The sequence below is a fragment of the Salinivibrio sp. AR647 genome (genome assembly GCF_001995415.1).
Taxonomy (GTDB): domain Bacteria; phylum Pseudomonadota; class Gammaproteobacteria; order Enterobacterales; family Vibrionaceae; genus Salinivibrio; species Salinivibrio costicola.
In genome coordinates this window covers 273558-287841 of record NZ_MUFE01000002.1, presented here as the reverse complement: position 1 = coordinate 287841, position 14284 = coordinate 273558, and the positions used below count along the sequence as shown (strand labels likewise).

The 14284-nt window shown below is 49.8% G+C and carries 13 protein-coding genes and 1 pseudogene; 6 read left to right on the top strand and 8 right to left on the bottom strand.

What is annotated here, in order from left to right; all coding sequences use genetic code 11:
- Window positions 1–13 precede the first annotated feature (13 nt).
- A complete protein-coding gene (pspA, locus tag BZG76_RS03845) occupies window positions 14–682 on the bottom strand; it encodes a phage shock protein PspA (RefSeq protein WP_077460215.1) in 669 nt (222 codons plus the stop codon).
- A 161-nt stretch (window positions 683–843) separates the two neighbouring features.
- On the opposite strand from pspA, the gene pspF reads away from it, so the two are divergent.
- The 6 genes and pseudogenes from pspF to BZG76_RS03815 form a co-directional block, all read left to right on the top strand.
- Window positions 844–1839 (top strand): phage shock protein operon transcriptional activator, encoded by a 996-nt coding sequence (gene pspF / locus BZG76_RS03840; protein ID WP_077460214.1) that lies wholly within the window; start codon window positions 844–846, stop codon window positions 1837–1839.
- Between the two features lie 141 nt (window positions 1840–1980).
- On the top strand, window positions 1981–3600 hold the full coding sequence (gene sapA, locus BZG76_RS03835) for an ABC transporter substrate-binding protein SapA (RefSeq protein WP_077460213.1): 1620 nt from the start codon (window positions 1981–1983) through the stop codon (window positions 3598–3600).
- A gap of 3 nt (window positions 3601–3603) precedes the next feature.
- Window positions 3604–4566, top strand: a complete 963-nt coding sequence (locus tag BZG76_RS03830) for an ABC transporter permease (protein ID WP_077460212.1) — start codon at window positions 3604–3606, stop codon at window positions 4564–4566.
- Complete coding sequence (sapC, locus tag BZG76_RS03825) at window positions 4553–5440, top strand: putrescine export ABC transporter permease SapC (RefSeq protein WP_021022384.1); 888 nt, start codon at window positions 4553–4555, stop codon at window positions 5438–5440. The genes BZG76_RS03830 and sapC overlap by 14 nt, the downstream gene beginning before the upstream one ends.
- Window positions 5440–6447 carry a peptide ABC transporter ATP-binding protein gene (locus BZG76_RS03820; protein WP_021022385.1) on the top strand — a complete coding sequence of 336 codons (1008 nt, stop codon included), beginning with the start codon at window positions 5440–5442 and terminating at the stop codon, window positions 6445–6447. Before sapC ends, BZG76_RS03820 begins: the two co-directional genes overlap by 1 nt.
- A gap of 97 nt (window positions 6448–6544) precedes the next feature.
- Window positions 6545–7246 (top strand): annotated as a pseudogene (locus BZG76_RS03815) (peptide ABC transporter ATP-binding protein); the annotation flags it as partial.
- A gap of 159 nt (window positions 7247–7405) precedes the next feature.
- Here the strand turns inward: BZG76_RS03815 and pyrF are convergent.
- From pyrF to aroA, 7 genes are all read right to left on the bottom strand, one after another.
- Window positions 7406–8104, bottom strand: a complete 699-nt coding sequence (gene pyrF / locus BZG76_RS03810) for an orotidine-5'-phosphate decarboxylase (RefSeq protein ID WP_077460211.1) — start codon at window positions 8102–8104, stop codon at window positions 7406–7408.
- An 87-nt stretch (window positions 8105–8191) separates the two neighbouring features.
- Window positions 8192–9361: a lipopolysaccharide assembly protein LapB gene (gene lapB / locus BZG76_RS03805; protein ID WP_021022388.1), complete on the bottom strand. Its 1170-nt coding sequence runs from the start codon at window positions 9359–9361 to the stop codon at window positions 8192–8194.
- 3 nt (window positions 9362–9364) lie between these two features.
- The gene (locus BZG76_RS03800) at window positions 9365–9652 is read right to left on the bottom strand and encodes a LapA family protein (protein ID WP_021022389.1); all 288 of its coding nucleotides are present in this window, start codon (window positions 9650–9652) and stop codon (window positions 9365–9367) included.
- A 299-nt stretch (window positions 9653–9951) separates the two neighbouring features.
- On the bottom strand, window positions 9952–10236 hold the full coding sequence (ihfB, locus tag BZG76_RS03795; protein ID WP_077460210.1) for an integration host factor subunit beta: 285 nt from the start codon (window positions 10234–10236) through the stop codon (window positions 9952–9954).
- Between the two features lie 72 nt (window positions 10237–10308).
- Window positions 10309–11979: a 30S ribosomal protein S1 gene (gene rpsA, locus BZG76_RS03790; RefSeq protein WP_077460209.1), complete on the bottom strand. Its 1671-nt coding sequence runs from the start codon at window positions 11977–11979 to the stop codon at window positions 10309–10311.
- A gap of 103 nt (window positions 11980–12082) precedes the next feature.
- Window positions 12083–12766, bottom strand: coding sequence for a (d)CMP kinase (gene cmk, locus BZG76_RS03785; protein ID WP_077460208.1), 684 nt, complete (start codon window positions 12764–12766; stop codon window positions 12083–12085).
- Between the two features lie 222 nt (window positions 12767–12988).
- Window positions 12989–14272 (bottom strand): 3-phosphoshikimate 1-carboxyvinyltransferase, encoded by a 1284-nt coding sequence (gene aroA / locus BZG76_RS03780; protein ID WP_077460207.1) that lies wholly within the window; start codon window positions 14270–14272, stop codon window positions 12989–12991.
- Window positions 14273–14284 lie beyond the last annotated feature (12 nt).

Here is a 14284-nt window from a genome sequence, read left to right as displayed (position 1 = left end):
CTCGTCGTATTGGTTATGATTGATTATCTTTCATTTTGGCTTTTAAAGACGCCAACTCTTTCTCAATTTCGTCTTGGGCTTGAAGATCCGCGAACTCGTCGTCTAGTCCTTTGCCTTTGCCAACTTGATAACTGTCGGCTTCCGCTTCAAGTTCGTCAATACGGCGCTCGTATTGTTCAAATTTCGCCATTGCTTCGTCCGCCCGACCACTGCCGAGGTGACGACGTACATCACGACGATTGCCCGCTGTCTCACGGCGAATGCTCAGCGATTGCTGACGTGCCCGCGTTTCGCTCAGCTTGGTCTCAAGCGCTGCAATTTCACCACTCAGTTTTTCAACGCTTTCCGCAATTAAACTCAGCTCTTCATCGAGTGCGACTTTCACATCATGCGCTTTCTGTTTTTCGATCAATGCAGCGCGCGCGAGATCTTCACGATCTTTTTGCAGCGCTAGCGAGGCTTTTTCCTGCCAGTCTTGAATTTGGCGTTCGATGTTTTCAATCTTACGCGCGACTTCTTTTTGATCTGCCAGCGCTTTCGCTGATGATGTCCGCACCTCTACCAAGGTGTCTTCCATTTCTTGAATGATCAAACGGATCATTTTTTGTGGATCTTCCGCCTTATCGAGCAAGGCGTTGACGTTGGCATTGACGATATCTGCAAAACGAGAAAAGATTCCCATCACTGACTCCTTCTATTTGTTCAAGTTTGTTTAAACCTGCTCACACTTATTCAAACGGTATGCCAACTTTTTATGCGCTATTTTTCAATCGGTTAAAAGCAGTTGCGTCGGCCTTCTAAACCGTTCATGATGAATAAAACCACTATTTGGTAAAAATCGCCATGCGAGAACAAGATAACTTACTGGGGGAGTCCGACCGTTTTTTAGCCGTGTTAGACCATGTTAGTCGGCTGGCCCCGCTCAACCGTCCGGTCCTGATTATGGGTGAGCGCGGCACCGGGAAAGAGTTAATCGCGCAGCGTCTTCATTACCTCTCAACCCGTTGGTCACAACCGCTTGTGAGCTTGAACTGTGCGGCGCTAAGCGAGGGGCTGATCGATTCTGAGCTCTTTGGCCATGAGGCCGGTGCTTTTACCAGTGCCAAAGGCCGACATGCGGGCCGATTTGAGCGCGCTGAGGGCGGAACGCTATTCTTGGACGAGATCGCTACCGCGCCTCAGGGCGTTCAGGAAAAGTTACTCCGTGTGATTGAATATGGGGAATATGAACGTGTTGGCGGCACCACGCCTTTGCGCGCAGATGTTCGGCTGGTGTGCGCCACCAATGAAGATCTACCTGCGCTTGCGCAAGACAACCAATTTCGTCCTGATCTGCTGGACCGGCTCGCCTTCGACGTTATCCATCTTCCCCCACTTCGCGAGCGCCAGCAGGATATCTTGATCATGGCCGAGCACTTTGCCATGAAAATGGCGGTTGAGCTCGGTTATCCATTATTTGCGGGCTTTTCGCAACCGGCCCAAGCACAATTGCTAACACACTCCTGGCCAGGTAATGTGCGAGAGCTGAAAAATGCAGTTGAGCGGGCGCTTTCTCGCCATAATGATGCCACCACACCCATCGATACGATTTGCCTTGACCCATTTTCACCGCCTTGGCAGCCTCAGCAATCCACGCATGCTCCTTCAGCGGTCAAAGGTTCACTGCCAGCCTTTCCTCTTGATCTGCGTGAGTGGCAAACCACACAAGAACGCGATTTGGTCACAGCGGCGTTGTCGCAAGCCAACTATCATCAGAGGAAGGCCGCGCAGTTACTCGGCCTAAGCTACCATCAATTCAGGGGGCTGTTGCGCAAGCATGACGTGGGACAAGATAACTAATCTTGTGGTTGCTCAACCTTTATCGGCACAGGGACAACTCACGGACACAGAAACGCAAGATAACCCCTACTTTACTTGGTGGTAAGACCGTTTCGGTGGTAGATTACGGGATTCATTTTGATAGCTGATTTTACTTGGTTTATGCGCGTTTTTTTCCAGTTTTTGATCCTGGGCGTGAGCGGTCTGCTTCTCGCAGGTTGTGATGCGGCTAACGATCAACGTGCGGCCGACAACCGTGGTTTTGTGTTTTGTGGCCCAGGCCAACCGAACACATTTAACCCTCAGTTGACCGATGGCGGCCTGACCGCAGACACCTTATCGAGCCAGCTGTACGATCGCCTGCTTCAGCTGAACCCTGACACCTACCAACCCGAGCCCATGCTCGCGAAAAGTTGGGAGGTCAGTGATGACGGTAAAACCTATACCTTTGTGCTGCGTCGTGGTGTGGCTTTTCATCGCAGTGTGACCTTTACGCCGTCTCGTTACCTCAATGCTGAGGACGTTGTTTTCTCTTTTCGGCGCTTGATTAACCCCCGTCACCCTTTTCATCGCATTTCTGGCGGTCAATATCCATGGTTCGATAGCATGGATTTTTCAAGTTTAGTCTCGAGTGTCAAAGCGACCGATACCTATCGTGTGCAATTTACCCTCTCGCGGCCCGATGTATCGTTTCTTTCTACACTAGCCAGCAAATTTTCGGTGATTCTTTCAAAAGAATATGCCAACCAATTATTAGCCGCCGGTACACCGGAAAAGATCGACGCCTACCCGGTTGGCACCGGCCCGTTTGCTATGGCTGAGTATCAGCCTCGTGAATTAATTCGTCTGCGCCGCCACTGGCAATATTGGCAAGGTCCCGCCCCGATGGAACAGGTGGTCTTTGATATTTCAACCCGAGGAACGGGCACCTTGGCAAAAATGCTGACGGGTGAATGTGATGTGCTCGCCTCTCCCGTTGCCAGTCAGTTACCCGTCGTGGTGAATGATCCGCGCTTTCGTTTATCATCTCAAACGGGAATGAACGTGGCGTTTATTGCGCTCAACACCCGCCATCCAGCGCTTTCGCAGGTGGCGGTTCGTCAGGCGATCAATCTGGCGATTAATCGCGGTGCCTTACTAAGCTCGGTGTATTATGGCACAGGCACGCCTGCCACCAGCTTGTTGCCACCGATGTCCTGGGCGTATGACCCTAATCAGCAAAGCCAATATGATCCCAAGCTCGCAGCGGCCCTGCTCGCCAAAGCCGGGTATCGCCATGGCTTCAGTGTTGATTTAACGGTGCCATTAAAGCCCACGGCGTTTAATCCAAGTCCGCGTAAAACCGCCGAACTGATCCAGGCCGATCTGGGAGAAATTGGCATAGACGTAAATATCATTCCAGAAAAAACCGTTAACCGCGCATCGATTCGGGAAGGCGATGACAGTCACGGTATGGTGCTTACCGGTTGGGTGGCCGATAATGGGGATCCTGATGCTTTTTTACGCCCGTTACTGACTTGCAATGCCAAGTTCACGGGGTGGAATATCGCCAATTGGTGTAACCGCTTTTTCGATCAAACCTTAAATGAAGCCATTGCGACAGACAATATGGCCATGCGCAAAACCTTATACCAGGACGCACAAACCATTCTTGACCGTCGGATGCCGGTGGTGCCGCTTGCCCACGGTATTCAACACCAAGTCCGTGATGAACATTTAACCGGGCTCACGATGACACCCTTTGGGGCAGACAGTTTTGCTGATGTGTCACGGGAGCGCTAAACCATGCTGATTTATACCTTACGACGCTTCAACTTATTTTTGATCACCTTGGTGATCCTCACCTTGGTCGCTTATAACATCATTTTATTGTCGCCTGATTCAGGATGGCACCAATATGACTATTGGTTAGGGTGGGTTTATTATCTACGCCAACTCATTGATGGAAACCTAGGGCTTGCGGCTAACGGGGAGCCAGTGGTCAATATTCTTGCCCATGTCGCACCGGCGACGTTAGAGCTCTGTATTTCCGCGCTGGTCATTAGCGTGATGGTCGGCGTACCGCTCGGCACGCTTGCAGGGCTGCGTAGTCAAGGCCCCACGGATAAAGTGATTTCATCCCTCGCCGTCGTGATATTTTCGATTCCGACATTCTGGTTAGCCATCTTACTGATTATGGTGTTCTCACTCGACTTACAATGGTTCCCCGTATCAGGCCGCTACAACCTTTTGTATGAGATCCCACATATTTCTGGGTTTGCGTTAGTCGATTTATGGCTCTCGGATTTACCGCTCCAGGGAAAAGTCGCGACCGATATTATGCGTCATCTTGCTCTCCCGACACTGACGCTTGCCGTGGTTCCGACAACTGAAATTATTAAGATGGTCAGAAACTCAATGGCTTATGTGATGAGTCAGAATTACATTAAAGCCGCGGCCACTAAAGGGCTATCGAAAACCGAGATTGTGCTTCGGCATGGAATGAAAAACGCGATTCCGCCTATTATTCCCAATTTTGGATTATTGGTTTCCACCATGGTGACCTTTGTGATTATTGTCGAATCTGTATTTAACTGGCCAGGCATTGGGCGTTGGTTACTCGATGCGCTCCTTGTCAAAGACTATACCTCTGTACAGGCGGGCGTGCTCGCGATTGGTGGATTTGTCTTATTGATTAATATTGTCTCCGATGTGCTAGGGGCGTTTATGAATCCGCTGGTAAGGAAGAAATGGTATGCCCTCAAATAGCGTCTACGTTGAACAGCATATTCCCACTCAGTTTGAGCGGACTTGGACTGCCTTTCGCCGCAATAAGTTAGCTGTGATTGGGTTTTGGTGTCTAGCCGGGCTTCTCTTAGTGACCCTCTTTGCACCCTTGCTCGCCCCTTGGAGCCCGCAACATCAAACGGGTCAGCTTTTGATGCCACCCTCTTGGGTGCAGTCTGGGCAGATTGAGTTTTTTCTCGGCACCGATGATTTGAGCCGCGACATGCTATCGCGCTTAATTGCCGGCTCTCGCTTAACCTTTGGATTGGCGCTGATAACGGCATTAACCGCGTCGTTGGTCGGCATCGCTATTGGTGTGCTGGCAGGTATGACCAAGGGCCTGAAGTCCAGTGTGTTAAACCACATTCTTGACAGCATTCTTTCCATCCCTTCGCTGCTATTGGCGATCATTGTGGTCGCCTTTCTCGGTGTTGGTGAAACCCAGATATTGCTCGCGATTTGGTTGTCACTGATCCCTCGAATTATTCGTGCGGTGTATACCGCGGTCCACGATGAAATAGAGAAAGATTACATCATCGCCGCACGCTTGGATGGCGCGAATAATATCTATCTGTTACACCATTCTATTTTGCCGAATATTGTCACCGTATTGAGTACTGAAGTAACCCGTGCAATCTCGGTCGCGATCTTGGATGTTGCCGCGCTGGGTTTTCTGGGATTAGGGGCTCAACCCCCAGCCCCCGAATGGGGCGCTATGCTCGGTGATTCCATTGAGCTTATTTTTACCGCCCCCTGGACAGTGACTCTGCCCGGCATAGCCATTGCGTTTAGCGTGTTGGTTGTTAACCTTGTCGGTGAGGGCGTCAGCCAAGCCATCAACGCAGGAACTGAATAATGCCGTTATTAGATATTCGACACCTAACCATCGAAATTGAAACGCCTCAAGGGATGGTGAAAGCGGTTGATAGAATGAGCCTGACCATTAATGACGGTGAAATTCGTGGCCTGGTAGGAGAATCGGGCTCAGGCAAAAGCTTGGTCGCCAAGGCCATTTGCGGTGTGACCAAAGATCAATGGCATGTCAGCGCCGACCGTTTAAGGCTGGGCAATATTGATTTACTGGAGCTACCAGCCAGAGAGCGTCGCCACGTAGTGGGTAAAGATATTGCGATGATCTTTCAAGAGCCATCGACCTGTCTTGACCCCTCTGAAGTGGTGGGCCATCAGCTTGAAGAAGCGATTCCTCCCGCGTCGTTTTCTGGCAGTTGGTGGCAGCGTTTAAACTGGCGTAAACAGCATTCCATCGCCCTACTCCATAAGGTTGGGATAAAAGATCATCGGCGGGTGATGGACAGCTATCCTTACGAGCTCACCGATGGCGAATGTCAAAAGGTGATGATTGCAATGGCGATCGCTAACCGCCCTCGATTATTAATTGCCGATGAACCAACCAATGATTTGGATCCCATCACGCAAGCACAAATTTTCCGACTGCTCAGCCGCACCAATCAGCTGTCGAACACGACCATTTTGTTGATTAGTCATGATCTGACTTTGGTTACGCGTTGGGCGGATAGAATTACCGTGATGTATTGTGGCCAGTCTGTGGAGTCGGGAAACCGAGAGCAAATACTCACCACGCCCCATCATCCATATACAGACGCATTATTACGGACCATGCCGGATTTTAGCCGCGAGATCCCGCATAAAAGCAAACTAGAAACTCTTCCTGGCTCAATACCGCCATTACAACATTTACCTATTGGTTGCCGACTTGGCCCGCGCTGCCCTTATGCGCAGCGTAAATGCGTAGAAGTACCGCGAACCGAGAAAGTGAAAAACCATAAATTTGCCTGTCATTTCCCGCTCAACATGGAGAACAAGCATGGCCGCTCTTCTTGAAATTGATGGGCTATCGAAAGACTATCATCACCGGTCTGGTTGGCTAAAAAAGCGCGTCACCCATGCGGTGAAGCCGGTGTCCTTTTCATTGGATGTCGGCGAGACAATTGCATTTGTCGGGGAAAATGGCTCAGGTAAGTCAACCTTAGCACGAATGATTGCTGGCGTGATTGAACCGACCGCGGGACAAATCCGCGTTAATGGCGATCCGCTCCGCTATAAAGATTATCAAACACGCTGCAAGCTCATACGGATGATCTTTCAAGACCCGAATACCTCGCTGAACCCACGCAACCAAATTGGACAAATATTGGAAGGGCCTTTGCGTCGAAATACCAATATGACACCCCAAGAGCGTGGGAAACGGATTAAAGACACCTTATTACGGGTCGGGCTAATCCCGGAGCACGCTTATTTTTATCCGCAAATGCTTGCTACCGGTCAAAAGCAACGTGTTTCGCTTGCAAGGGCGTTAATTTTGCAACCCAGTGTGATTGTTGCCGATGAGGCATTAAATGGCTTGGATATGTCAATGCGATCGCAGATCATCAACCTGCTGCTCGAGCTACAAGAAGAAATGGGGTTATCTTATGTCTATGTGTCGCAACACATGGGCGTGATTAAACATGTGACGGATAAGTTGATGGTGATGCAAAAAGGCGAAGTGGTTGAATCGGGCGATACCGCCTCACTGTTTGCTAACCCACAGCATAGCCTCACCCAAAGGCTTATCGATAGCCACTTTACCGCTCCGGTATTAGACAGGCGCTCTCGCAAATCCTCAGGTGCACGACCGTAATACAAGCATGAGCGGCCGGCTCTGTCCGCCGCTCATGCTTTCCTTGCTTGATGCTTCTCTGTTAGTGCTTTCTCTTTGAATGCTTTCTCTGTTGGTGCTTTATCTGTTAGTGCGTTATCTGTTAGTGCCTTCTCTAGTAAGACTTAGATAGCTGGCACATCAAGTGCGTAGGGATTGATTAATCGTATGTAACACAGCGGCTGGATCGGCAGCTTGGGTGACAGGTCGACCAATGACAAGGTAATTCGAACCTGCATTTACCGCTTCTTCTGGCGTCATAATTCGGCGCTGATCGCCTGCGGCACTGCCAGCCGGACGGATCCCTGGAGTCACCAACTTAAAGGTGTCACCACACTGCGCTTTAAGCAAACTGGCTTCTTGTGCTGAACACACCACACCATCCAAACCCGACTGTTGCGTCAGCTTGGCAAGATGCTGCACCTGCGCTTGTGGTGAGCGTTGTACCCCAATTTGGCGTAAATCCGCATCCGTCATGCTGGTCAACACGGTGACACCGATAAGCAATGGGCGGTTGCCTCCATATGGTTCAAGCGCCTCGCGTGCTGCACTCATCATGCGCTCGCCTCCTGATGCATGCACATTGACCATCCACACGCCTAGCTCTGCCGCAGCCGCTACAGCACGGGCACAGGTATTGGGGATATCATGAAACTTGAGGTCGAGAAAGACGTCGTGTCCGCCTGCATGAAGCTGTTTGACAAGCGCTGGGCCAAACAAGGTAAACATTTCCTTGCCCACTTTTAAACGGCATGAACCTGGCTCGATTTTATCCGCAAAGGCTAACGCTTGGTTCATATCTGCATAATCAAGTGCCACGATGACTTTTGGGTCGTGCATGTTGTTTCCTCGTTCCTCGTTGAATGCTTATAAACGGCATAATGCCGCACTAACCGATAAAAAAACGGCGATGCCTAAGCATCGCCATTACTCCCCATCAAGCCCTCGAATTGGCTTGATAGCGCCCCAGCTTTTGCAAGATGGGCATTGCCAATAAAGCGCATGCGTGGAAAAACCACATTTACGACATCGGTAATGAGGCTTCACTTTCATTTGTTCAGCGACCAAGCCTTTTAAGGTGTTCAAGCTTGCTTTTGCTCGCCCTTCCTCGGCTTGCTCAACATGGTATTCCATTAACTTATAAAAGCCGCGCATGGTCGGATTACGCGTAAGTTGGCGCGTAAGAAAACTCTGCGCCATGGCGATATTCTCGTTGCTGCCAATCACTTCAGAGAGCATTAGCTCGGCGCTGACGCCTGCATTCTTTTCAATACATTCTTTTAAAAAACGCACCAACTGCATCTCTCGTCCCAAGGCGCGATAGCTTTCTGCAAGCAAAGGTAGCGCTTCACTGACAAAATCAGCATCCTGCTCTAAGATGTTCTCGAGCTGTTTGAGCGCCCCTTTGTAATCTTCATGCTGAATGTCGAGTCTTGCCAATTTTAAGCTCGCTCGGACACAGCTTTTATCGTAAGACAAAGCACGACGTAACAATTGCCGTGCTTTGTGCTCATCACCCTCAGCGAGTTGCTGCATCGCAAGCTCACAGTGGAAATGTGCGATATCTTTACGCAGCTTATGTTTGCCCATTTTGACCAGCTTCGCTGCGGTATCGATTGCTTGCTCCCATTCTCGCGTTTGTTGCGAAATGGCAAGTAATTGCTGCAGGGCAAATTCGCGATAATCGGGCTCATCAACCAGCTCTGCAAAGATTTTCTCGGCGCGATCAAAAAAGCCGGCAACCATATAATCTTTAGCGAGCTGCTGCATCGCGAGGTTGCGCTGATCTAAGGTGAGATTGGGCCGAGCGATTAGGTTTTGATGAATTCGGATTGCCCGGTCGACTTCACCCCGTGAGCGAAAAAGGTTGCCCAACGCCAGGTGAGTATCAATGGTTTCGTTATCGACCTGCAAAAGCTCGATAAATAAGTCGACCGCTTTATCTGATTGCTCAGACAGCAGCAAATTGAGCCCCGCCACATATTGGCGAGACAAATGATGGGACTGTTCTTGCCGTCGATGACGAGCATTCCTGTTACCCATGTACCAGCCGTAACCGGCGGCAATCGGGAGTAACAGAAACAACAGCTCTAGCATGAATTATTGTTCCTTAAGCGGGTCCGTACGCAACTTATCAAGTTCTTTGCGTTGCTTTTCCACCTGTTTACGTAGTCCTCGAGCCGTCATTCGGGCTTTGAGATATAGTGCGCCGCAAACGAGCCAGCCAATGCCAAACCCGATGACAAAGACAATACCCAAGATGACGGATAAACGAAACTCACCCTGAGCGATTAAATAGTTAAAATTGACCACAGCTTGGTTTTGCGCTCCTAGCGCCAAGGCGATCAAAAAGCATAATACCAGAAACAGAATGCCGAGTATTTTCACAAGTATTCCCTCATTGCGAAAGGCCGAATGCCCGATCAGTTATGGTAGATAGACAAAGTGCGAGGCACCTGCCATTGTGAACATTGACGCTTGATTTCAATACCAAACGTCGTCGTTACCCTTCCCCTAGCTTACGCTTTATTCAGGCTAAGGTTAATCCGAATAACAACGTGTCGTCGTAGGTATAAGATCTTACACAGGAGGTATGATTATGCAGGAAATTCGTCACGCAAGCTATGATCAGCGGACATAAAAAAACGGCATACTTGCAGCATGCCGTTTTTTTCAGCGTCTATCGATTAACCATAAATGTTAACGCGATCACGAAGTTCCTTACCAGRTTTAAAGTGAGGGACGTACTTGCCGTCTAACTCGACCTTTTCGCCTGTTTTAGGATTACGCCCCACACGAGGCGCGCGATAATGTAGTGAGAAACTACCAAAACCACGGATTTCGATACGATCACCGCTTTCTAGTGTGCTTGCCATATGCTCAAGGATTTCCTTGATGGCATCCTCTACCTGCTTCGCAGATAGATGGGTTTGTTGACTACAGAGTCTTTCAATCAACTCAGATTTGGTCATAAACACCCCGCTTTAGTATGTCTCTCAACAGTATAAGTGCAGAGGGGGAAAATTTCCCCCTCAACGTATACATTATTCGCTTTTCGCTGCTTTAAACGCGTCAGCCATAGCGTTGCCGATAGAACCTTCTTCGGTTTTGTTCAGGCTCGCTACTGCTTCTTGCTCGTCAGCTTCGTCTTTCAGACGAACAGACAGGTTAAGAACGCGGTTCTTACGGTCAACACCGGTGAACTTCGCTTCAACACTGTCGCCAACTGAAAGCACTTGCGTCGCGTCTTCAACACGGTCACGCGATGCTTCAGAAGCACGCAGATAACCTTCAACACCTTCTGCTAGCTCAACCGTTGCGCCTTTCGCGTCAACAGCAGTTACCGTACCATTAACGATAGCACCTTTTTTGTTGGCTGCCRGGTAGTTGTTGAATGGGTCTTCTTCCATCTGCTTGATGCCGAGTGAGATGCGCTCACGCTCTGCGTCAACCTGAAGAACCACTGCTGAGATCTCGTCGCCTTTCTTGTATTCGCGAACGGCTTCTTCGCCTGTTGCGTTCCAAGAAATGTCAGACAAGTGAACCAGACCGTCGATGCCGCCGTCTAGACCGATGAAGATACCGAAGTCAGTGATTGACTTGATCTTACCAGTAACGCGGTCGCCTTTGTTCTGAGTTTCAGCGAATTGCTGCCATGGGTTGGCTTTACACTGTTTCAGACCTAGGCTGATACGACGACGCTCTTCGTCGATGTCCAGAACCATAACTTCAACTTCGTCACCCACGTTAACCACTTTAGATGGGTGGATGTTTTTGTTGGTCCAGTCCATTTCAGACACGTGTACCAGACCTTCAACGCCTTCTTCGATTTCAACGAAGCAGCCGTAGTCAGTTAGGTTAGTTACACGACCAGTCAGCTTGTGACCTTCTGGGTAACGGTTAGCAATGGCTACCCATGGATCTTCACCCAGTTGTTTCAGACCAAGTGATACACGAGTACGCTCACGATCAAACTTCAGAACTTTAACGTTGATTTCGTCACCAACATTAACGATTTCTGATGGGTGCTTAACGCGCTTCCACGCCATGTCAGTGATGTGAAGCAGGCCATCAACGCCGCCCAGATCAACGAACGCACCGTAGTCAGTCAGGTTCTTAACGATACCTTTAACTTCCATGCCTTCTTGCAGAGAAGCTAGCAGCTCGTCACGCTCAACGCTGTTTTCTGACTCGATAACCGCACGACGAGAAACAACAACGTTGTTGCGCTTCTGGTCAAGCTTGATTACTTTGAACTCGAGCTCTTTGCCTTCCAGGTGAGAAGTGTCACGTACTGGACGAACGTCAACCAGTGAACCCGGTAGGAACGCACGGATGCCGTTCAGTTCTACGGTGAAACCACCTTTCACTTTACCGTTAATAACACCGTTAACGGTTTCAGCTTCTTCGTACGCTTTTTCTAGCTGGATCCAAGCTTCGTGACGCTTAGCTTTCTCACGAGAAAGCTGAGTTTCACCGAAACCATCTTCCACTGCGTCCAGGGCTACATCGACTTCACCGCCTACTTCAATTTCAAGTTCGCCAGCAGCGTTCTTGAATTGGTCAGCCGGAATGGACGATTCAGATTTCAGGCCTGCGTCAACCAGAACGAAACCGTTCTCGATAGCAACAACAGTACCCTTAACAATAGAACCTGGGCGAGTTTCGATTTCTTTTAGAGACTCTTCAAAGAGTTGAGCAAAAGATTCAGTCATTATATTTAAAATCTTCAATTTGATAAACGTCCACGGGTATCCTACCGCATGGGGTTGTAAAATATGTCAGCTATCATCCTTGCAGCTAACGGTTATAGACTGCTTATGCAGCCGATAATTTGCTTTCAATAAACGCTAACGCCTGCTCGATCACCTCGTCAATCGATAACGAGGTAGAATCTAGCTCTAAGGCGTCAGACGCAGGGCGCAATGGTGCCACCGCTCGGTTGCGATCGCGATCATCACGCTCTTGAATTTCACTTAAAAGTTGCTCAAAGGTAACATTAACCCCTTTACCTTGCAACTGGTGCTGACGGCGACGCGCGCGTTCTTCTGCACTGGCATCCAAAAAGATTTTAGCCGCCGCTTTCGGGAACACGACCGTTCCCATATCACGTCCGTCAGCAATCAACCCCGGCTCACCAACAAAGGCGCGCTGGCGGCGTAATAATGCTTCACGTACCCGGGGTAACGCAGCCACTTTTGAGGCTTGGTTGCCTACCTGCTCGGTCCGCAAGGTCCCGGACACATCTTCGCCTTCCAGGATCACTTTCACCAAGTCTCCTTCGGCTAAAAACTGCACGTCTAAGTTGGCGGCCAGTGGCACCAGTGCTTCTTCCGATTCGGTATCAACGTCATGATGAATCGCTGCGAGAGCCAGTACCCGATAGATAGCTCCTGAGTCGAGCAGGTGCCAACCGAGCTTTTCAGCTAGTCGCATACATAGGGTTCCTTTTCCTGCACCGCTTGGTCCATCTACTGTAATGACAGGCGCCTGTATCGGCATAAATCTCTCCACGTTGGTCTCGATCGCTCAACGCGCCCGTTTTGTCACATCATGCCTGTTAGTCACATGATGCTTGTTAGTCGCATCAGGCTTTTGCTTGCATCACGCTTTAACGAAAACGGGCGGTTGTATAATTCGGTGCACATTATAGAAGAAATGGACAAGGAAATCATTGCTGCTGACTCAATATCAGCAGCAATAAAAAACCCTCACGCTTTATCATCAGTCAGCGCTGATCGCCGCTAGCTTGTCGAAGTAATCAGGAAAGGTTTTTGAGGTGCAACCCGGGTCATTGATGGTAACGGGCGTATCACTGAGTGCCACCAGCGAAAAACACATCGCCATGCGATGATCGTCATACGTGTCGATTGCCGCATGCTTAAGTTGCTTAGGTGGCTCAACATACAGATAATCGTCACCTTCTTCGACCACAGCGCCGAGTTTTTTCAACTCCGTTGCCATGGCATAAAGTCGATCGGTTTCTTTGACTCGCCAATTATACACGTTACGAATGCGCGTCGGTCCGTTTGCGAATAACGCAGCGACACCAATGGTCATCGCGGCATCGGGAATATGGTTAAAATCCATATCCACGCCTTGTAGCGTATTGCGGCGCGCTAACACGTAATCGTCGCCCCACTCTATATCCGCGCCCATTGCGGCTAGCGCATCGGCAAACTGGATATCACCTTGCACACTTTTCCGTCCAATGCCTGTGACCTTAACTTCACCGCCTTTGATTGCCGCGGCCGCAAGAAAATAAGAGGCAGACGATGCATCGCCTTCAACCATAAAATGCCCAGGCGAGCAATAGTGCTGACCAGCCGGCACGACAAAGCGCTGATAGTTGTCGTTTTGCACCTCGACGCCAAATTGCGCCATGATAGCAAGGGTAATATCAATGTAAGGCTTAGAGACCAAATCGCCTTTGATAGTAATACGCGTTTCTTGGCGCGCAAACGGAGCAGCCATCAGCAGCGCGGTCAGAAATTGGCTGGAGATACTGCCATCGATGTTGACATCACCGCCAGCTAACCCTGTGCCTTTGATGCGCAATGGCGGGTAACCTTCGGCCTCGAGATAACGGACATCAGCGCCGATCGCATTGAGCGCGTCGACCAAGTGACCAATCGGGCGTTCTTTCATTCTTGGTTCGCCAGTCAAGGTCACCTCGCCTTTACCCAGGCACAGTGCCGCAGTTAAAGGCCGCATCGCTGTGCCGGCATTGCCCAAAAATAGCTCAAGCGGGGTGTCGACCTGAAAAGCTTGTCCCAGCCCTTCTACCACACATTCGGTGCGATCCGAAGACAGTTGATACGACACACCTAACGCGGTAAATGCATTAAGCATATGCCGAATGTCATCACTATCGAGTAGGTTGGTCAATCGTGTGGTGCCTGACGCTAACGCGGCGAGCAGCAAGGCGCGATTAGACACGCTTTTCGAGCCAGGTAGGTTAATTTGACCATTAACATGAGAGATGGGGGAAAGTGTCAGTTGCTCCATTCTGGTTTATAT